Below are 19,717 nucleotides of genomic sequence, written 5' to 3' on the forward strand. Positions count from 1 at the left end.
CTAATAAATCATTTAAGCGCTGGGCGCATTAATATCCAACAAGGGTGCGGCATCTAGGTGCTCCGCATCCATCATTAAAGCGACCCGTTGTAGGGATGACAAAATCTGTGTTTGTTCCCAGTTAGCCAAGCCATCGAATTCAGCAATAAATTTCTCATGCAGCAACGGCGGTGCGGTTAGTAGGACGTTGCTGCCTTCTTCCGTGAGTCGAGCATTGACGATGCGTTTGTCTTTTTGTGCGCGCACACGTTCCACCAATTGGCGTTCTTCAAGACGATTTAATATCGTCGTTACCGTTGCTTGGCTTAAGGAGACATTGTCTGAAATCTTACGTACGGTCACATCGCCCAATTCTTCAATGGCACGCAGTACCATGATTTGGGGAATGGTCAGGCCGCAGGCTTTGACAATACGCTTGGATTGTAAGTCAGTTGCGCGAATGATGCGGCGCAGATGAACGAGGACGTCGTGTAGATGTTGTTGTTCTGGCATAACTATTATTAAAAAATCTGCTTGGGTGTCATTTAGGCGCGCATTATAGGCAGATATACAGAGAGGATGAACCCCTCTGCTAGGGAATCTGCGCTAAATTCTTATTCGTTAGACTTCAAAATAATAGCCGGATCTAGGAAAGTCAATCTGAGCAGGCTTTTCTGAGTGAAAATCAATCTTTGTTAGACGTTATCCTTTAGGTTTTCAAAAGCGCTGATGGCATTAACTCGAGCTTTTTTATAGTCCACGATAGGTTCCATGTAACCGCTTTGCTTACGTACCGCACTACTTGGGTCGTGAATCTGTTTGCGATCGACGCTCTTTAGCTCGGGCACAAACTTCTTAATGAATTGACCATCAGGGTCAAAGCGCTCGGACTGGCGTGTTGGGTTAAACACTCGAAAATAGGGAGCGGCGTCACAGCCTGTCGAAGCGCTCCATTGCCAGCCACCATTGTTGGCGGCAAACTCGCCATCAATCAGCTTTTCCATAAAGTATTTTTCGCCTTCACGCCAATCAATCAGCAGCAATTTGGTCAAGAAGCTGGCGGCAATCATGCGTAAGCGATTATGCATCCAACCAGTTTGATTAAGCTGGCGCATGGCGGCATCAACAATAGGAAAGCCGGTGTTACCTTCACACCAGGCCTGAAAGCCTGCTGGGTTATGGTTCCATCGCACATATTGGGTTTCTGGTTTGAATGGCAATGATTTGGATAAATCAGGGAAAAAGCCCATCAGCTGCTTATAAAAGTCACGCCACGCGAGCTCTTTTAACCAGACGCTTGCGTGCCAATCCCGTTCGCCTGCACCGCAGCTATGAATGATGGCTTCTAAGCACTCCCTTGGTCCAATCGCACCCAGCGCAAGATAGGGCGACAGGGTGCTGGTATAAGGCTTGGCAGGAAAGTCTCTCAGCTCGTCGTAATGTTGCTCTTTGTGGTGACAAAACTGCCACAGCTTTTCACGAATCACTTGGTAGTTTGCAGGCCAAAGATCCTCACGGTAATGGCTTCGATCCGAACGCATCACTAAAGGTTCTGGCATCTTGCCATCAGTTGATTGCTGAGTCGGCACGTCATAGGGCGCGCTGACCTTGCTGATTAAAGTGGCTAACCAACGTTTATAGAAGGGGGTGAAGACTTTAAAGGGCTGCCCTTGTTGATTTAGTACTGGTTCAGAAACAATTAAATCTGGCGCGAAGCGCTGGCAGAGAATGCCGCTTTGGCTCAACCGTGTGGCGACTTTTTCATCCCGTTGAGCTTCATGCACGGGCAGTTCGTTTTGCCACCAAACTTGTTGATAGCCGTGCTGTAGGCACAACTCTGATAAGGCTTTAGCACAATCTGAAAAGCGATTTAGTGGTAGTAGGTGGCAAGGAATCCCTAATTCGTGGGCCTGCTGTTGCAAGGTATGAATCAGCTGTTCGCGCAGCGCGCACTTGGCGCTGGATTCATTATGCTCTTGCCACTGATCAGGAGTCAGGCAGACCGCTAGTGCGATATCGCCCTGTTGTTGCGCGGTAGAGATCGCAGGGTGGTCAGTCAATCTAAGATCGTTGCGTAACCAAACTAATTGAGTGATGGCCATGATTAAACAGTATTCCTAATGCCTAGAGCTTGCGGGTAGGGCGCGAAGTAACGTTGTTCTTTTACGTATTCACTGCCGTAAAGTTTCAAATAGTGATATAGCAAGGTAATCGGTGTGGTCAGGTTGACCTCACCGCGACGGTACTGCTCTACCACGTTGAGAATGTCTTGGCGCACGCTGGAATCCACTTCACGTTTTAAATAGCCGACAAGATGCATCAACACATTACAGTGGTTTTTACGCTTCGCTGGTTTGGCTAGGGCGTGCATAAATTGCTGAAAGTACTCTTCTACCAGATCGGCGATAGGTCGTTTTTCTTGGCCGGATAAAAGGCGTCCCAAAGACTTGTAAGTGGGTTGTGAGTGCGCCATGACCACGTATTTATAGCGACTGTGATAGTCGATAAGGTTCTTCATCGACAGCTCGCTCAATACGGTATGACGAAATTCATGATGGGCGAAAACACGTAATAGGAAGTTTTCACGCAACAGCGGGTCATTGAGGCGACCGTCTTCTTCAATTGGCAATAATGGAAAACGCTCTTCCAAGGCTTGAGTGAATAACCCTTTGACGCGACGCATGTGCGGGTGGCCGTTTGCTTGATAGACCTTAATGCGTTCAAAGCCACAGGATGGCGAGTTTTTCATAACAATGTAGCCATCTAACTCTGGCAGATTGTCTAAATAGCGTGCGTTGGCGCTGGTTAGCTGCTCTGTGATGTCTTCATCCTGATTATTTGAAAATACCATTCTCGGTTGGTCAGGATCTCCTTGTAGGCGCATGGTGGGGCGTGGGGTGCCAAAACCTGCGGCCATTTCTGGGCAAAATTTCTTATAGTCGAAATATTCCGCTAAAGGGCCCAAGCAATACAGCGAGCGGCTATGGCCGCCATTAAAGCGCACGTTATCACCCAATAGGCAGGCGCTAATGCCAACCGGTATTTTGTGACTAATATGGTTTGGATGACATTCATTTAGCGTCATGACAATCTCCTAAATGTTGCTCGTATCAAATGTTGATGCCAAGGCTTCAAAGGCAAATTTTGCGCTTAGCATGGCGCCTTCAGCATCGCCTTGGCACAGCCAATCGCCAATCAATCCGATATTCATGGTGTTGTCCCACATAAAAGGCTGTGGCGCTAAGGCCATTGCTTGACGTCCTAGCAACCAGCGATGGGGCTCACCGGCGTCTAACACCTCAACACCTGTTACCTCAGTAAAGGCTTGAATCATGCGGGCGAGCACTTCGCTCTTTGGTAAATCAAGGTGCTGTTTGCTCCATTTTGGAGACGCTTGAATGACCCAGGTTTCTAGCTGGCTGACGGGACGTTGTGGTTTATCTGAGTCCTTAATGATGGACTCCAGCACTTCGTGTTGACAGGGGACGAGAGGCGCATGTTCGGTAGTTTTGGTGGTGACCCACATGGCCCATTGTGGTTGTGTTTGACTGCCTGCTTGATTGGCAAACTGCAATAAGGCGCCTGAGTTTGGTACGCTGGCGAGCAACATGGCCGCTTGAATCGCTGGTGTTGCCAAAACCACATGCTCGGCATGACAAATCGGCTGGTAGCTTTCATCACGAATCAGCCAGCCTTTGCCTTGACGTTCTATATGATGTGCCTTGGTGTTGGTTAGTAGTGGCGTGTCTTGTAATAAATAGCGGGCGATGGCTGACATTTTAGGCACACCCACATAAGCACTCTGCCAACGTTCGATCACCTGTTCTCTGAGTAAGGCTTCTCTTAGTTCGGTTAATTCTTCATCGCCAAAACTAATGATGCTGGCGCCTAGATCTACGCTGCCTTGGTCTAAGCGTTTACTGCCTGCGCGCCCACCTGTGCCACGGGACTTTTCAATTACTAGGCATGAATTATTGTTCTGTTTTGCGAAATAGCTAAAGGTCGCACCAGCCAGACCAGCGCCGATGATGGCTATGTGTGTATGGGGGATGTCGTTGTTCATCATTCTATTCTCTATGCAGGCGTATGCTATAAACTTATACGATAATTAATTTTGTATAAGTTTATTTTTGTACATATTATGTATTTGTACAAGTTTTGGATCTGAATTGATGATGATTACGTCTGTTGCACCTGAGTTGGATTACTTTCCTATTCGTATTTTGTCTGAATTAACCGGAGTGAACTCGGTGACCCTGCGTGCTTGGGAAAGACGCTATGGCTTACTTAAGCCATTTCGGACGGAAAAGGGGCATCGTTTGTATCGCCCAGACGATGTCGAGCGAGTGCAGAAAATTCTCTATTGGGTGAATCAAGGGGTCTCGGTTAGCAAGGTCAAAGTGCTGCTGGACTCTAATCAGGAGCTCAGCAAAACCTTGCTCGATGATGCCCAATGGCCCGATTGGCAGGCACAGTTTGTGACGGCGGTGATGTCGCTTAATCAGGTGAAATGGGAACAATTATTCCAAGATGCCAGTAAGCAATATCCCATTCATGTACTGTTGCAAAAGGGCCTACTGCCTGCACTCGTCACATTGGGCAATCAGAGCGATGCCGCAGTTGATCGTTTGTGTCTACAAAGCTCGTTAATAGAACTTATCTTAGCGATCAAGGCCAGCGCTCGTCATGCCCGCTTTGCCCAAGCCCACAGCCTAGTATTGAGTGTCGACAACAGCTCACTCATGGCGCGTTTATTGGCTTGGTCATTAAACGAGACGGAGCACAGTTTTAATGTGTTGGAAGGGGTCCGCACAGCACAAGAGGTAGTGCAGGTCATGCAGCGTTTTACGCCGCAGCAAGTGATCGTAGTGGCGGAAAGCGTTGCCCAAGCTGAAGCGGAGAAGTGGCTCAATTTGCTCGCGCAGCAAAGCTTACCTTTGGTAGTGATTGGGTCTGGTTTTTGGCTGGCAGGCAAGCATGGTCCCGCGATCGAACAGATAGAGCTGTATTCTAATTTGCTCGATTATCTTTCTTAGTTGGAAAAATTAATAGGATCGATTTTATTAATTAATTTTCGGTATTTCAATTGGTGGCTTAGTCTTAGTTTTACCGAATATCAGGAAACTAAGGAGAAGCCCATGACGAAAACAATGACTTTTGCAGTGATGCATTTCTGTGTGGCATTTAGCGTTGCTTATGCTATCACAGGAAGCTTTTTGGTGGGTGGCTTGGTTGCCATGATTGAGCCAGCGATTAATACCGTCGCTTACTACTTTCATGAGAAAATCTGGCAGCGTATTCAGTCTGGTCAAGGCGCTGTTTTACCAAAGAGTGTGCAGCAGTCCTTGGAAAGCTTTGCCTTACGTTCTTAAAGCAAAAAGCCCTGCAACAGCAGGGCTTTTGTATCTCAAAACAGGCGTGTATTAAAGGTTTAGAACAAACACAACGCCAACTGCAACCGGTGCGATAAATTTCACCACAAACATCCAAAGCTTGAATAAGCCTTCAGATTTGAAGTTGATTTCATCCGCAGAGAACTTCTGTTTCACTACCCAGCCAGCAAATAGCGCCACCAAGATTCCGCCAAGAGGCAGCATGATGTTCGCGGTAATGTAGTCAAGGAAGTCAAATACGTTCTTACCGAATAGGGTGACGTCAGACATAAAGTTGAACGAGCCTAGACATAGAATACCCATCGCCCACACCACAACTCCTAGTGAAATGGTCGCAGAAGAACGTTTCATACCCACGCGCTCAACCAAGTAAGCAACCGTAGGCTCTAGTAGAGAAATTGCCGATGTCCAAGCTGCTACAGCGATCAAAATGAAGAACAGGGTGCCAAAGAATTGACCGCCTGCCATTTGACCAAAGGCAACTGGCAATGAGATAAACATCAAGCCTGGGCCTGCTGCTGGATCCATACCGTTCGAGAAGATGATTGGGAAGATCGCAAGACCCGCTACTAGAGCAACTAATGTATCTAGGAAGCCGATCGCTAATACGGTTGAGCCAATCGAAGCACGTTTTGGCATGTAGGAACCGTACGCCATGATGCTACCCATACCCAAAGAAAGGGTGAAGAATGAGTGGCCCACGGCAACCAATACCGCATCCCACGTCAGCTTGCTGAAGTCGAAGTCAAACATGAAACTCCAACCCGCGGCAAAGCCATCAGTGCTCATGCCGTAACCAAATAGCACAAATAGCAAGATAAACAGTGCTGGCATCATGATGCGCGTAGCACGTTCAAGACCTGCGTTAACACCGCCGATAACGACTACAACTACCATGATGGTAAAGATTGTGTGCCACAATAGTAATGTGGTTGGGTCGGCTAATAGGCCTGAGAAAATTTCTCCGGCTTGCTCTGAGCTGACACCATTTAGGGCGCCAGTCGCGGTTGAGAAGATGTATTGCAATACCCAGCCGGCAACGACGGAGTAGAAAGAGAAGATTAACACCCCTGAAAGCATACCCATAAAGCCGATAATGCCCCAGCGCTTGCTGCTGCCGGACTCTTCCGCTAGATCCATCAAGGCATTAATGGGGCTTTGGCGAGCACGACGACCGATGAAGACTTCAGCGATCATGATTGGAATACCCACCAGTGCGATACAGATTAGGTAAACCAGAACGAAGGCACCGCCACCATTCTCACCAGTAATGTACGGAAACTTCCAAATGTTACCAAGGCCAACTGCAGATCCTGTTGCGGCTAAGATAAAGATCCAACGACTCGCCCAAGAGCCGTGTATCGATTTTTTCTCTTGCATAAGATTCTCTTTTTTCTAAGCAACTAGCGTGCATCTTTGTAAGGACACGCATGAGAGATCACTGATAAGTGATGATCCGTACTGCTCAATCGGCTCTCTTGCTTACTGTTAATGGAAGAACTGCTTGTTAGAGCAACATAGCCTGAAAACCTTCCCACTGATGGTCTCAAACCTGCTAATACCGAATTGGCATGAGCAAATTACTCTAATTTGGCGGGCGATTTTGCAAATTTTGTTCATTCATTTCAAGTTAAATCTGTCGAACTGGTCAAAATTACAGCATAAATCATTGAATCTTTTAAAGAAGTTGTCATCTGTTTAATAAATGTTCTAGGTGGGTGGGGGTAAGCGATAGACTTGATATAAATATTTAGACATGTAAGTATTTTTTTGTGGTTGTTTAATCTTAATTAATTAGTTTTTAGACTTATTTTTGTTGATTACTTGTTAGAGGTGTAATTTTATAATGAATGAAGAGCCGATCGCACTGCGTGAACCTGTGGCTGAAGATGGCATGGCAGTCTTTGATCTGGTCGAGCGCTGTGCGCCATTAGATTTAAATTCGTCCTATTGTAATTTGTTGCAGTGCAGCCATTTTGCCGACACCAGCGTGGCGGCTACGCGAGAGGATCAATTAGTTGGCTTTGTCTCGGGCTACCTAAAACCGAATGAGCAGCAAGTTTGGTTTGTGTGGCAGGTCGCGGTTGCTACCGAAGCGCGGGGCTGTGGCTTAGCCAAGCGTATGTTGCAGTCTGTGTTAACTCGTTCCGCACTTAACCAAGTGCACTATATAGAGACCACTATCACGCCAGATAATGAGGCGTCATGGGCATTGTTTACCAGTCTGGCACAAACGCTCAAAGCACCCATCGAGAAATCCGTGTTGTTTGAAGAGCAGCAACATTTTAAAGGCCGTCATAAAACAGAATTTTTAGTACGTATCGGCCCTTTCAATACAGCCTCTGAGTAACCCCCATTGCTCTGAGGCAGACATAAAAATCATTACATTCCAAACATAGAGGAGAACCCATGAAAATCTTTGAGGAAATTGAATCGGAAGTACAATCATACGCACGCTCATTCCCACGAGTGTTCCATAAGGCGCAAGGTTGTTACCTATATGATGACGAAGGTAATCAATACCTCGATTTCCTAGCCGGTGCCGGCACCCTTAACTACGGTCATAATCATCCGATCTTAAAGCAAGCCCTGGTGGACTATATTCTAGACGATGGCATCACCCATGGCTTGGACTTGCATACTAAGGCCAAAGGCGAGTTCTTAGAGTCTTTCAAACACAACATCTTAGTGCCACGTGATCTGAATTATGTGATGCAGTTCACTGGACCTACGGGCACCAATGCTATTGAAGCGGCGATGAAGCTGGCACGAAATGTCACAGGGCGTGAGAACATCATTACTTTCACTAATGGCTTTCATGGTTGTAGCTTGGGCGCCTTGGCAGCGACGGGAAATTCCCATCATCGTGGTGTGGCGGGGACGTCCTTAGGCGGTATTAGCCGTGTGCCATTTGATGGCTATTTGGGCGACGGCATTGAAACCACAGAATATCTCGACAAAGTCCTGTCTGACTCGTCCAGTGGCATTGATCATCCAGCTGCGGTGTTGGTGGAAACGGTACAAGGTGAAGGCGGTATTAATGCTGCGTCGTTGGATTGGTTGAAGAATCTGGAAACAGTCTGTCGTAAACATGATGTGTTGTTGATTGTTGATGACATTCAAGCAGGCTGCGGTCGAACCGGTACTTTCTTTAGTTTTGAGCCAGCGGGCATTAAGCCTGACATTGTGACACTCTCCAAATCGATCAGTGGCTACGGGCTGCCTTTTGCCATCGTGCTGTTTAAGCCTGAGTTGGACCAGTGGAAGCCGGGTGAGCACAACGGCACTTTCCGTGGCAACAACCTAGCCTTTATTACGGCTAAACATGCTTTAGATACCTTTTGGAAAGATGATGCCTTCGCCAAAGAAGTGCGTCGTAAAGGCCAATACATTGAAGATCGTTTAAACAAAATTGTCGACGAAGTGGGTGAAGGCAACTTTACCGTACGCGGCCGAGGCATGATGCGCGGTATAAACTGTGTCAGCGGCGAGCTGGCCAGCAAAATTACCAAGGCATGTTTTAAACAGAATCTAATTATTGAAACCTCTGGTGCGGACGATCAGGTGGTGAAGTTTTTATGTCCGCTGGTGATTAGCGATGCCGAGTTAAAACAGGGCATTGATATTGTCGAGCGTGCTATCCGGGAGGTGTGCGCTAAGACAGAAGAAATGCCTGAGGAAAAAAGCTACTTCGATGACAACTACGACATTGCTGTCTAGTCCTTTCAGATAGGGAGCGCTATGGCGCTCCTCCTGCAATCCATGCCAGTCAATCTTATAACATAGGAGCCTTATTATGATCGTGCGTGATCTATATGAATGTGAACAAACAGAACGCAAGGTAGTGTCCCCAGATGGTAAATGGCAAAGTGTGCGCATGTTGTTAAAAGGCGACAATATGGGCTACTCATTCCATATTACGACTATTTTTGCCGGCCAAGAGTGTCAGTTTCATTATCAAAACCACTTTGAATCTGTCTTCTGTATGGCAGGGGAGGGTGAGATTGAGAGCCGGGAAGATGGCAAAATCTACCCCATCAAACCAGGCACCTTGTATAACTTGAACGAGCATGACCGCCATACACTGCGTGCCTTCAGTGAGTTGAAATTAGCCTGTGTGTTTAATCCGCCCGTGACCGGACAAGAAGTTCATAATGCACAGGGTGCTTATGAGTTATTGGACTAAGCAATACTGCTAAGAATTTAACCGAGCGGCGACGCTTGTTTGTGTGCTCCAAAAGCGACCAAAAGTGTCATATTTAATTAAGATTTATGTAATTCGTGCTTAATATTTGAACGTCCTTATGACACACTACGCACCGGCGCTCACAATATAGGTTGAGGTTCCCTTAGCCCTACAGAAATTCGGAAATAAAATGGGACAACATACAGTTGATAAGATCGGCGGAACGTCCATGAGTGACTACCGCTCGGTCCGCGATAACATTATTTTTAAACCAGCAGGCACAGAAGACCTGTATCAACGTATTTTCGTAGTATCGGCATACGGCGGTATTACCGACAAGCTGCTGGAACATAAGAAAACGGGTGATGCGGGTATTTACGCGCACTTTGCTAAAGACCGCAATCAAAGCGGCTGGCGTGATGCGTTTGCCGACGTGCGTGCAACCATGCTGGGTATCAACCGTGACTTGTTTGGTGAGAGCGAGCTTCTAACCGAAGCCGATGACTTTTTGGCCGCTCGTTTAGATCAAGCGCAAGAAGCATTAGAAGACCTAAGTCGTCTATGTTCTCATGGCCATTTTTCTATTGATGAACACCTAGCAACCGTACGCGAAATGTTGGCTAGCTTGGGTGAAGCCCACAGTGCTTTCAACATGGCACATTTGCTAAAACGCGATGGCGTTAATGCAGTGTTTGTTGACCTTACAGGTTGGAACGCAAGCGTTCACATGTCTTTGGACGAGCGTATCGTTGAGTCATTTAAAGACGTGGATCTAGCCACTCAGTTGCCGATTGCAACGGGTTACGCACACAGTGAAACGGGTCTGATGACAACGTTTGACCGTGGTTACTCGGAAATGACCTTTAGCCGTATTGCAGTATTGACGCAAGCGCGTGAAGCCATCATTCACAAAGAGTTCCACCTAAGCAGTGCCGATCCTCGTCTAGTAGGCGAAGACAAAGCTGTGCCAATCGGTCGTACTAACTACGACGTAGCGGATCAGCTAGCTAACTTGGGTATGGAAGCGATCCACCCGAAAGCCGCGAAAGGTTTGCGTCAAAGTAAGATTGCTTTGCGTGTGAAGAATACGTTCGAGCCAGAGCACACAGGTACGCTGATCACTGGTGATTACGTATCGGACGCACCATGTGTTGAGATCATTGCTGGCAGCCGTGGTGTTTACGCGGTTGAGCTATTTGACCAAGAAATGGCGGGCGAGATCGACTCTTTCGATATGGGTATTTTGAATGTGTTGAACCAATTGGGTGCACACATCATCGCGAAAGACATCAATGCTAACAGTATTACTCATTACTTAGCGGCCAACCTGAAAACGCTAAAACGTGTGATTCGTATGCTAGGGGAAGAATTCCCAGAAGCAGAAATCACCCAGCGTAAAGTGGCGATCGTATCGGCTATCGGTTCTGATATGAAGACGACTGGTATGCTGGCGAGTGCGGTGAAAGCGATCTCTGAGCAAAACATCAACGTAATCGCGATGCACCAATCGATGCGTCAAGTGGACATGCAGTTCGTGGTGGATGAAGAAGATTACGAAGTGGCTATCCGTAGCTTACACAAAGCTTTGGTTGAATCTCACAACCACGGCAGTGCGATCTGTCTAGCGTCTTAAATCGTCAGCTTGCTTCAGCAAGTTAGAAAAAACCCAGCTTTGGCTGGGTTTTTTTATGTCTGTCTTTTTTATGTCTAGACCAAGGACGTTGATAACGCTTCGGCAGCAATGGTTTCAGGGAAACAATCGAAGCTATCTTTAGGGATTGGGCGGCTGATGTAGTAGCCCTGGCCGAGGTCGCATTTAAAGGAGCGCAGCATATGAAGCTGCTCGAGTGTCTCTACCCCTTCGGCAATGACCATGATGTCAAGTTTGTGAGCCATGGCGATAATGGCTTCAACCATCATGCGATCGTCTTTATCGGTTTCTAAATCGCGCACAAAGCTGCGATCAATTTTAAGCAGATCCACCGGCAAGTTTTTCAGCTGTCCCAATGAGGAGAAGCCAGTACCAAAATCGTCGATAGCAATGCAGATACCGAGCTTTTTAAGTTGCTCTAAGGTTTTTTTAGCGTGGTCAATATCGGTCAAGAGGGTGGTTTCAGTGATTTCAAAGCCAATGTAATGACCAGGTATTTTGTATTGCTGAATTATCTCTTTAACAAAGGGTACTAAATTAAGGTCATTTAGCTGCAGCGAGGAAAGGTTGATGTGTAAAAGAATCGGGTACAGTCCCAATTTTTCACGGTGTGCTAGGTATTCAAAACTTTTACGAATCACGTAATTACCCAGTTCCAAAATCTGCCCAGATTGTTCCGCCAGAGGAATGAAATTATCTGGGTAAACCAACCCCTTATCTGGGTGATCCCAGCGCACTAGGGCTTCAGCGCCGATGATTTTATTCAGTTCTAAATCGAACTGTGGTTGAAAATGCAGAATCAGCTGTTCTTCTTCAATGGCTTTGGCTAACGCCATCTCTTCGTTGTGCATATCGATGGTGTTTTGACGCATGCTTTCGTCAAAAATCACAAACTGATTTTTACCGCGGCGCTTGGCTTCGTATAGGGCCACATCAGCACATTGCATTAAAGGTAACAGCTGGGAGCCGTGATTTGGGATCAGTGTAATACCTAAAGACGTACTCTGTTTGAATTCACGATGCTCAATGGTAATGATTTGCTGAGTGCAGTGTAAAATAGTGTGTGCCTTGTCACGAATTTCTTCAACGCTTTCGGCATCAGTCACGGCAATAACAAATTCATCGCCACCTAAGCGAACTACAATATCACTGTCGGCGGTGTTGTCAGAGAGCCTTTGGGCAATTTCGATTAGTACCTGATCGCCCACATCATGGCCAATGGTGTCATTAATGGATTTAAAGTTATCCAGATCGAAATAGATAAAAGCGCCAAGCTTATTTTGCTCGGTAATATGCTGAATGATGTCGGCCAAGTGGTCGTTTAGATAGCGACGATTCGGTAAGCCCGTTAAGGGGTCTTTAAACGCTAGCTCTTTTAATTCAAGGGTTTTTTTATCCACTTCCTTTTGTAGCTGGATTGGGCGCACCAAAATGTTATATAAGCTCAGTGCGCAAATAGTGGCCAGCAAGAGAGAAATTGCCACCATATTAATGGTACGAGTGACGAGATTGTTGCTGATATCGTGGGAAAGCGACAAGGTCCAAGAGCCTGATGGCAAGGTGATCTCTGCTTGCACTAAAGCGCTAGCGTCCAGCGAGCGCTCAGAGCGATAAAACTCGAATATCTCATTGGAATCATTGTGCTGACGCTCTAGGGAAATAGCATAGCCCTCAGACTCCAGCTTATGGATACCACTGCTTTCTAATAGTGGCGTTAGATAGATCAACGCCGAGGCAAAGCCCCAAAACTGGTTTGAGCCTGGTCCTGCAATGTCCATAAAAATAGGGGTGCGGCTAATGACGGCAACGCCGCCTTGTACCAGTTTAACCGGTCCCACTGCAATCATGCGTTTTTCTTTAATCGCCAACTGTGCGGCTTCACGGTAATTCGGGTGGTTTAAAACATCCAGTCCTAAGGCGGCTTCGTTACCTGCTAAAGGGTAGATGTATTCAATAATGCCGTTGGGAGCCAGCTGTATGCTGTCAATTCCTGGAATGGATTGCATGATATTGCTGGCATAGCTATTAAAAAAAGCCACCTTATCTTGGTCTAATGCGATTTGGTGCGCCAAGATCTGTGTCGAGGTAAAGGATAGGGTTAGGCTACGCTCAATTTCTGCGGCCTGGGAGCGGGCAATACCGCTTAACAGCAGGCGCTGGTTTTGGCTAAAGTTTGTATTGGAGAGATTGATAAAATACAGGCAGACGGAGAAAACGATGACAAAAATGCTCGTGGCCACGAGAAACGCTCGACGGTCTTTAATCCTATTAATGAGCATTCTAAGTAAAACTCCTAGTCTTAGAGGCTAATTGACTGCCGCGCATGGATGACGGTAGTTTTGCAAAAGTATAAAGCAATAATAGCTACTGAAGTATTGGCCATCATACACACTAAATAAAACAAGCAGTGCAGGAATTCCTGCACTGCTTGATCTAAGTCTTAAAAGATTAGCTTATAGTTGCTTGGTTACGCCAGTGTTAAAAATAGCCCTGCAAAGGCAATTACTGCGCCACTTAAGCGGCTAACCAACGGTAGTTGGAACGTACGCAAAAGCTGGCCTGCGCCGACGCCGACTAGGTGCAAAGCGACGGTGGCTAAACTAAAACCAAGACCATATTCAAGACCGCTGCCAGAAATAGGCATCTCCATGCCGTGGGCAACGCCGTGGAATAGGGCAAAAGCGCCTGCTAGAAAGGCTGCCAGTGCTGTCGGCAGACGCTTCGCCGTCAGCAGTAATGTGCCCAACAAAATCACTGATAAGAGGATGCCTGATTCCACGAATGGTACTGATACGCCCAGCATGGCAGCTGCTGCACCAAGAATCATGGTTAAGACAAACATACTAGGTACGATCAGTAGTGCGCGACCGCCAAGGCTCGCTGCCCAAAGGCCAATAGCGAACATGGCTAGCAAGTGATCTAGACCTGTAAGAGGGTGAGTTAAACCTGATAGGAAGCTAGAGGTGTGTTCGTGGCCTGGGTGAGCCAGCGCTAAGCTAGGTGTTAGAAGTAAAGCTAAAAATCCCATTTTTACAGTGCTGATCCGCATCAGTATTCTCCTAAAATAAAGTCAATAAAAGTGCTGTTAACCGAAGCTGGCAATAGTAGCAGGTTATCACTTCTCTGTCGGTGAATCTGACACATGCTTTCTTAGAATGATTTCAACATTCCTTTACAAATCAATGCAATCAAGACACAGAGTCTTAACATGTAGCTTTCTATAATCGCCGCAATAGAGGAAAGGTTGTATTGCAAGAAGGCCATATTGATCGGATGTAGTGTGGCGATTCTGGAGAACTATGAAGTCTAAATTGCTATTAAGTATGCTGGTTTTAGCCGTGGTGATCAGTGCCGCTGCCATATATCTGCTGTCGTACCAAAAAAACTTGCGTGTGAGTATGCATCCATGGCCAGGCTATGAGAGCTTATTAATTGCAAAGCACTTTGCTTGGCTACCGGGAAATGTCGAAGTGGTGCAGTCCAACAACGCATCCGAATCAATGGCGCTATTACGCTCAGGCGCAGTGTCAGCGGCAACCTTGACCTTGGATGAAGCCATTTTACTCGAAGGAGAGGGGCTCGACATTTCTATAGTAGCCATCATGAATGAATCCATTGGCGCGGATGTGGTGATTGCTCGTCCCGTAGTAGAGGAATTGACGGATATCAAAGGTAAGCGTATTGCGTTAGAAGGAAACACGGTTAGTAATATTGTACTGCACGAGCTTTTGCATGAGACTGGACTGTCAGCGCAAGAAGTCCATCTGGAATATCTCCCTCCGAATGAGCAAATTAGACAATGGAAAACGGGCCGCTTTGATCTAGCGATCACCTACGAACCCTTTGCGACCTATTTGGAAAAGCTAGGGGGATTGCGAATATTTGATAGTAGCCGCATTCCTAATGTAATCTTCGATGTCCTAGTGATTCGTAATGATGCCATTTGGTTACGTGGGCAAGTGCTGACAGAACTATTGGCGGGGCACTTTCGTGCGCTGGAATATATTCGAATTAACCGAGAAGATGCCCTGCGTCGCATCGCTGCGTGGCGCGATCTTACTTATGAGGAAACTGTGTTGGTGTTTAACGGCTTGTATTTACCCGATATTTATTACAACAAGCGTACGTTGAATGATCAGCAAGCTCAGTTCTTTGAGGCAATGAAACAGGACCGTGATATGCAAGGAATTACCCTAACAGACGACGAGCTTCGCTCAATGATTCAGCCTGCCTATTTATACCGAATGCACTAGGTATTATCGCATGTTGAAATGGATTGTTTGGTTAGTGCTCAGTTGTATTGCGTGGTCAGTGTCGGCGCAAGAGCAACGTCCGTTAAGTTTAGCGGTTTTATCCTATAGCCCTGATGTCACGACGGTTTTACGCTATCACAATATCGTCAATGAGTTGGCAGACAAGCTGCCTAACTACAAGCTCGATCTTAAAGTGTTGGGGGCGGATTCGATTGAGGATCAAATCGATCGTTACCAATACGATTTACTGCTGCTAGATCCGGTGCATTACTTAAAGTTTCGCAGCTCAGGCAGCTTGAGTGGCGCTCTACTAACCTTACGCCGCGGTTTTCATGGGCAAACCACCAGCTTAATGGGCGGCGTGATTTTTACCCGTGAGCAAAATCAGCACATTCGTCTCGACAATCTGTATCAGTACCCAGTAGCCGCTTCTTCTCCCGAATTTCTGGAAAACTACATTGCACAGATCTATGAATTGAAAAGCATAGGTTTGCACATCCCTTCCAAAGAAGCTTTGGTGCAGTACGATGATGCCGAACAAGTGGTGCATTCTGTATTAGCGGGTGAGCAAGAAACCGGCTTTGTGCGCACTGGCGTACTCGAGCGTATGGCTCGGGAAGGCAAAATAAACCTTGAAAATGTGCGTATTCTTAATCAGCAGTATTTGGCCGGTTACCCGTTTTTGGTTTCGACGCGTCTCTACCCTGAATGGGCATTTGTGGCTAAAGCGCAGGTGGACTCAGATATAACAAGGGAAATCACGGCTGCTTTACTGAGTCTGTCACTTAGTAGTGAGGAAGCTCGGAATTATGGGGTGTATGGTTTTATGCCCGCGCTGGACTATCTCCCAGTTGAAAATACTCTAAAAGCTTTATCCTTACCCCCTTATGAAGAGCGTAGCTTAGGCTGGATTGATTTTCTCAAAAGCTATGCCGTGTACTTTGTCTTAGCAAACATCATTGCTATCTCTTTGATTTTCTTGTCTTGGAACACTTACCGCCAAAACAAACATCTGGCGCGCTTAGTGCGACAAGAGAAACAAGCTCAGGCATTGCTGACTCGTAGCAATCAGCAACTGGATGCCTTATTAAGCAGTAGTCCAACCGTGATTTACTCGCTCGATCCTGAGCAGTTCAACCTTAAATTTATCAGCAGCAACTGCTTTCATCTGTATCACAAAACTTCAGACGAAATTAAAAAGACCCGTAATTGGTGGCAGAAATCGATTCATGACGACGACCTGACGCGGGTGTTGGCAAGTTTTAGACAATGGCGTATTGATGGCTTTCTTGGCACCTTGACCTTTTCTTACCGCCTGTCTCGTGGTGATGATTGGATCTGGATTGAAGATCGCCTGCAAGCCCTGCGCAATGATGACAATGATGTCACCTTATTAGTTGGTGCCCATTCCGATATTTCTGATCGGCATATGAATGAAGAGCAGCTGGAACTGTGGGCGAGTGTCTTTGCGAACGCTCGTGAAGGTATCGCCATTACCAACCCAAGCGGCGATATTCTGGATGTGAACTCGGCCTTTTCGCGTATCACAGGCTACAGTCGCTACGAAATTATTGGGCAAAATCCACGGGTTTTGAACTCTGGTCGTCAGAGTAGAGAGTTCTATCAAGAAATGTGGCGTCAGATCGTCAGCGCCGGATTTTGGGAAGGCGAAATCTGGAATAAGCGTAAGGATGAAAGCATCTACGCGCAAAACTTAACTGTGGTCGCGGTAAAAGACGCGGAAGGCCGAGTCAGTCATTATATTTCGCTGTTCTCAGACATCACTCGCCAAAAACGCAATGAAGAACAGCTGGAGCACATTGCTTATTTTGATGCCCTGACTGGGTTACCGAACCGAACCAACTTAACCAATTCATTGGGCCTCCAAATCAGTCACTCGGCGCAATATGGAAGTAAGTTTGCGCTGGCTTTCTTGGATCTGGATGGCTTCAAAGAAGTGAACGATACCTTTGGCCATGATACCGGTGATCTGCTCTTGGTTGATGTGGCGCAACGTATGCGTGATACGCTCGGTCAAGCGAGTACGGTGGCGCGCTTTGGTGGGGATGAGTTTGTGTTGTTGCTACCGATTATTGCCGACGTGTCAGAGGTTGAAGAGAAATTAGAGCGCTTACTGGTGGCGTTAGCGGAACCATTTCGCGTGTCTGGGGTAACCCTGCACATTAGCGCCAGTATCGGTGTAACCTATTACCCGCAAAATAGAATGATCGAAGCGGATCAATTGATTCGACAAGCGGATCAGGCCATGTACCAAGCTAAAATCAGTGGACGTAACCGCCTGAAGTCTTTTGACTTGAGCCAAGAGGATATTCTGGTTGAGCAGCACCGCTTCTACGAAGAGCTGCAAAGTGCCTATGAAAAACAGCAGTTCTGTTTGTTTTATCAACCTAAGGTCAATATGCGTAGCCGTGAAGTGATTGGCTACGAAGCCTTGATTCGCTGGCGTCATCCGACCCGTGGCGTGCTGGCACCAGCGGCCTTCTTGCCAGCAATGACCAACCAACCGCTGGAATTGGAAGTCGGGCATTGGGTGATTAAGACGGCATTAGAGCAAATCGAGGCTTGGCGTAAACAAGGTCACTTCCAAGCCATTAGTGTCAATCTAGCGGGCTACCAGCTGCAGCAACCGCACTTTATGTCAGAGCTACAAGAGATTGTCCTAGGCTTTGCTCCAGAAGTGGTGCATTCCTTAGAACTGGAGATTCTAGAAACCAGTGCCATTGAAGATTTGGCTATTGTTTCTGGAGTGATTGATGCCTGCAAGGATATGGGCATTAAAGTCTCTTTGGACGACTTTGGTACTGGCTACTCAACTTTAAGCCATCTTAAAGAGCTGTCGGTGGATATGCTCAAAATTGACCATGGCTTCGTGCGCGATATGCTGGATGACAAAAACAATTTGGCTATCATTAAAGGGGTGGTGGGCTTTGCGGACGCCTTCTCGTTAGAGGTGATTGCAGAAGGGGTGGAAACCCCTGAGCATGCAAAACGATTACTCGAACTCGGTTGTGAATTAGGGCAAGGGTACTGTATTTCTCGGCCTATGCCTGCAGATCGCGTGCTAGAGTGGTACGATGAATGGACCCACATGGCAAATGAGAGTAAAGAATGCGCGAACTAAAACAATTAGAACAACGCTGTAAAGACTTTGTATTGGACTCCATGGCAGCAGATAGTGCCCATGATATTGCGCATATTGAGCGTGTCGTCACACAGGCCAAGTGTTTAGCACAGAAAGAAGGTGCCAATGTGGTAACGGTTGTCGTAGCGGCTTGGCTGCATGACTTGGTCAATTACCCGAAAGATGACCCAAAACGAGCTCAGGCTTCGTTCGATTCCGCGACCAAGGCGGAGAGTTTTTTGAAATCGCTTGGTTTTGATAGTACAGAAATCAGTGCCATTCAACATGCTATCGTCACCCATAGCTTTAGTGCACAAGTGACACCTCGTACCTTGGAAGCAAAGGTGGTACAGGATGCAGATCGCCTAGATGCCTTAGGTGCCATTGGCATTGCCCGCTGTATGATGGTAGGCGGGCGATTGGATCGTAGTCTTTATGATTCCCTTGATCCTTTTTGTGAAATGCGCGAAGCAAATGATTTGCTGTATACCCTTGACCACTTCTTTGAAAAATTATTGTGCCTTGAGAATACCTTTCAAACCGATAGTGGCCAGTTGGAAGCCGCTCGTCGAACGGCCTTTATGCGTGAGTATTTAGCTCAGCTGAAAGCTGAAATTGTTAATTAGCTCGATCGAAGCGCTCTAGATTGCGGCTCATATGAGTGGCGGTGGCTAGGAAATCCTCTAGCTGCTGCTCAGATAGGCCTTGGGTCATGGCTTCGAGTGCTTCCATGTCTAACGCTTCGAGTAACTTAAAACAGCTTAAGCCTTTTTCTGATAGTTCAATAAAAAAGCTACGTTTATCTTCTGGGTTTGGCAGTCGGATGAGAAGTTGATGCTGATCCAACTCTTTAATTAAACGGGTGATTTGTCCTTTGTCTCGACCGGAGCGGGCAGCAATTAGCATTGGCGTGCATTGCGGAATTTCATGGATCAGCTTCATGATCAGAAAGTACAGCGGCGAAAGCGGGATACTGTGCTCCTGCATGGCAAAGCGCATCGCGTGCTTTAAACCAGAAATAATGCCGATCAAGGCGTGTTGAATGTCTCGTTCAAGTTGTGCCATAAATTCTCTTTATAGTATTGCTTAGGCGTCACTTCAGGGTAACAGATC

General features: G+C 46.8%; 17 protein-coding genes. 9 read left to right on the forward strand and 8 right to left on the reverse strand.

Features of this window, described 5'->3' with window-relative positions:
• Positions 1-12 precede the first annotated feature (12 nt).
• The 4 genes from ACOSVP_RS02045 to ACOSVP_RS02060 all read right to left on the reverse strand — a co-directional run bounded on the left by ACOSVP_RS02045 (position 13) and on the right by ACOSVP_RS02060 (position 4,045).
• On the reverse strand, positions 13-492 hold the full coding sequence (locus tag ACOSVP_RS02045) for a MarR family winged helix-turn-helix transcriptional regulator (RefSeq protein ID WP_487345843.1): 480 nt from the start codon (positions 490-492) through the stop codon (positions 13-15).
• Between the two features lie 182 nt (positions 493-674).
• On the reverse strand, positions 675-2,081 hold the full coding sequence (locus ACOSVP_RS02050; protein ID WP_487345844.1) for a cryptochrome/photolyase family protein: 1,407 nt from the start codon (positions 2,079-2,081) through the stop codon (positions 675-677).
• A gap of 2 nt (positions 2,082-2,083) precedes the next feature.
• Complete coding sequence (locus tag ACOSVP_RS02055; RefSeq protein WP_487345845.1) at positions 2,084-3,064, reverse strand: YbgA family protein; 981 nt, start codon at positions 3,062-3,064, stop codon at positions 2,084-2,086.
• 9 nt (positions 3,065-3,073) lie between these two features.
• A complete protein-coding gene (locus tag ACOSVP_RS02060; RefSeq protein WP_487345846.1) occupies positions 3,074-4,045 on the reverse strand; it encodes an NAD(P)/FAD-dependent oxidoreductase in 972 nt (323 codons plus the stop codon).
• Between the two features lie 106 nt (positions 4,046-4,151).
• On the opposite strand from ACOSVP_RS02060, the gene ACOSVP_RS02065 reads away from it, so the two are divergent.
• Positions 4,152-5,015 (forward strand): MerR family transcriptional regulator, encoded by an 864-nt coding sequence (locus tag ACOSVP_RS02065; protein ID WP_487345847.1) that lies wholly within the window; start codon positions 4,152-4,154, stop codon positions 5,013-5,015.
• Between the two features lie 102 nt (positions 5,016-5,117).
• Positions 5,118-5,351, forward strand: coding sequence for a DUF2061 domain-containing protein (locus tag ACOSVP_RS02070; protein WP_487345848.1), 234 nt, complete (start codon positions 5,118-5,120; stop codon positions 5,349-5,351).
• Between the two features lie 51 nt (positions 5,352-5,402).
• Here the strand turns inward: ACOSVP_RS02070 and ACOSVP_RS02075 are convergent, their stop codons facing one another.
• Entirely contained in the window at positions 5,403-6,752 is a 1,350-nt protein-coding gene (locus ACOSVP_RS02075; protein WP_487345849.1) for a sodium-dependent transporter, read from the reverse strand.
• Between the two features lie 466 nt (positions 6,753-7,218).
• Between ACOSVP_RS02075 and ectA the strand changes: the two genes are divergently transcribed.
• From ectA to ACOSVP_RS02095, 4 genes are all read left to right on the forward strand, one after another.
• The gene (gene ectA / locus ACOSVP_RS02080; protein ID WP_487345850.1) at positions 7,219-7,722 is read left to right on the forward strand and encodes a diaminobutyrate acetyltransferase; all 504 of its coding nucleotides are present in this window, start codon (positions 7,219-7,221) and stop codon (positions 7,720-7,722) included.
• A 59-nt stretch (positions 7,723-7,781) separates the two neighbouring features.
• Positions 7,782-9,092, forward strand: coding sequence for a diaminobutyrate--2-oxoglutarate transaminase (gene ectB, locus ACOSVP_RS02085; protein WP_487345851.1), 1,311 nt, complete (start codon positions 7,782-7,784; stop codon positions 9,090-9,092).
• Positions 9,093-9,168: 76 nt separating this feature from the next.
• On the forward strand, positions 9,169-9,558 hold the full coding sequence (locus tag ACOSVP_RS02090; RefSeq protein WP_487345852.1) for an ectoine synthase: 390 nt from the start codon (positions 9,169-9,171) through the stop codon (positions 9,556-9,558).
• A gap of 190 nt (positions 9,559-9,748) precedes the next feature.
• Positions 9,749-11,191, forward strand: a complete 1,443-nt coding sequence (locus tag ACOSVP_RS02095) for an aspartate kinase (protein WP_487345853.1) — start codon at positions 9,749-9,751, stop codon at positions 11,189-11,191.
• A 74-nt stretch (positions 11,192-11,265) separates the two neighbouring features.
• Here ACOSVP_RS02095 and ACOSVP_RS02100 read toward each other — a convergent pair whose 3' ends face one another.
• Together ACOSVP_RS02100 and ACOSVP_RS02105 are read right to left on the reverse strand one after the other, a co-directional pair.
• A complete protein-coding gene (locus ACOSVP_RS02100) occupies positions 11,266-13,488 on the reverse strand; it encodes a bifunctional diguanylate cyclase/phosphodiesterase (RefSeq protein ID WP_487345854.1) in 2,223 nt (740 codons plus the stop codon).
• Between the two features lie 188 nt (positions 13,489-13,676).
• Positions 13,677-14,258, reverse strand: coding sequence for a HupE/UreJ family protein (locus tag ACOSVP_RS02105; protein ID WP_487345855.1), 582 nt, complete (start codon positions 14,256-14,258; stop codon positions 13,677-13,679).
• A 250-nt stretch (positions 14,259-14,508) separates the two neighbouring features.
• On the opposite strand from ACOSVP_RS02105, the gene ACOSVP_RS02110 reads away from it, so the two are divergent.
• The 3 genes from ACOSVP_RS02110 to ACOSVP_RS02120 are packed head-to-tail and all read left to right on the forward strand — an operon-like array spanning position 14,509 to position 19,230.
• Positions 14,509-15,462 (forward strand): ABC transporter substrate-binding protein, encoded by a 954-nt coding sequence (locus tag ACOSVP_RS02110; RefSeq protein ID WP_487345856.1) that lies wholly within the window; start codon positions 14,509-14,511, stop codon positions 15,460-15,462.
• Positions 15,463-15,472: 10 nt separating this feature from the next.
• Complete coding sequence (locus tag ACOSVP_RS02115) at positions 15,473-18,604, forward strand: EAL domain-containing protein (RefSeq protein WP_487345857.1); 3,132 nt, start codon at positions 15,473-15,475, stop codon at positions 18,602-18,604.
• Positions 18,592-19,230, forward strand: coding sequence for an HD domain-containing protein (locus ACOSVP_RS02120; protein WP_487345858.1), 639 nt, complete (start codon positions 18,592-18,594; stop codon positions 19,228-19,230). Before ACOSVP_RS02115 ends, ACOSVP_RS02120 begins: the two co-directional genes overlap by 13 nt.
• Here ACOSVP_RS02120 and ACOSVP_RS02125 read toward each other — a convergent pair.
• Positions 19,223-19,669, reverse strand: a complete 447-nt coding sequence (locus tag ACOSVP_RS02125) for a MarR family winged helix-turn-helix transcriptional regulator (RefSeq protein WP_487345859.1) — start codon at positions 19,667-19,669, stop codon at positions 19,223-19,225. The genes ACOSVP_RS02120 and ACOSVP_RS02125 overlap by 8 nt on opposite strands.
• Positions 19,670-19,717 lie beyond the last annotated feature (48 nt).

It is taken from the genome of Marinomonas sp. HM11-D (assembly GCF_057626615.1).

Bases quoted from the DNA above. Each gene is read 5' to 3' on its own strand.
- ACOSVP_RS02055 (WP_487345845.1), bottom strand. From the start codon at position 3,064: ATGACGCTAAATGAATGTCATCCAAACCATATTAGTCACAAAATACCG.
- ectB (WP_487345851.1), top strand. From the start codon at position 7,782: ATGAAAATCTTTGAGGAAATTGAATCGGAAGTACAATCATACGCACGC.
- ectA (WP_487345850.1), top strand. From the start codon at position 7,219: ATGAATGAAGAGCCGATCGCACTGCGTGAACCTGTGGCTGAAGATGGC.
- ACOSVP_RS02120 (WP_487345858.1), top strand. From the start codon at position 18,592: ATGCGCGAACTAAAACAATTAGAACAACGCTGTAAAGACTTTGTATTG.
- ACOSVP_RS02125 (WP_487345859.1), bottom strand. From the start codon at position 19,669: ATGGCACAACTTGAACGAGACATTCAACACGCCTTGATCGGCATTATT.
- ACOSVP_RS02070 (WP_487345848.1), top strand. From the start codon at position 5,118: ATGACGAAAACAATGACTTTTGCAGTGATGCATTTCTGTGTGGCATTT.
- ACOSVP_RS02105 (WP_487345855.1), bottom strand. From the start codon at position 14,258: ATGCGGATCAGCACTGTAAAAATGGGATTTTTAGCTTTACTTCTAACA.
- ACOSVP_RS02050 (WP_487345844.1), bottom strand. From the start codon at position 2,081: ATGGCCATCACTCAATTAGTTTGGTTACGCAACGATCTTAGATTGACT.
- ACOSVP_RS02090 (WP_487345852.1), top strand. From the start codon at position 9,169: ATGATCGTGCGTGATCTATATGAATGTGAACAAACAGAACGCAAGGTA.
- ACOSVP_RS02045 (WP_487345843.1), bottom strand. From the start codon at position 492: ATGCCAGAACAACAACATCTACACGACGTCCTCGTTCATCTGCGCCGC.
- ACOSVP_RS02100 (WP_487345854.1), bottom strand. From the start codon at position 13,488: ATGCTCATTAATAGGATTAAAGACCGTCGAGCGTTTCTCGTGGCCACG.
- ACOSVP_RS02075 (WP_487345849.1), bottom strand. From the start codon at position 6,752: ATGCAAGAGAAAAAATCGATACACGGCTCTTGGGCGAGTCGTTGGATC.
- ACOSVP_RS02065 (WP_487345847.1), top strand. From the start codon at position 4,152: ATGATGATTACGTCTGTTGCACCTGAGTTGGATTACTTTCCTATTCGT.
- ACOSVP_RS02110 (WP_487345856.1), top strand. From the start codon at position 14,509: ATGAAGTCTAAATTGCTATTAAGTATGCTGGTTTTAGCCGTGGTGATC.
- ACOSVP_RS02115 (WP_487345857.1), top strand. From the start codon at position 15,473: ATGTTGAAATGGATTGTTTGGTTAGTGCTCAGTTGTATTGCGTGGTCA.
- ACOSVP_RS02060 (WP_487345846.1), bottom strand. From the start codon at position 4,045: ATGATGAACAACGACATCCCCCATACACACATAGCCATCATCGGCGCT.
- ACOSVP_RS02095 (WP_487345853.1), top strand. From the start codon at position 9,749: ATGGGACAACATACAGTTGATAAGATCGGCGGAACGTCCATGAGTGAC.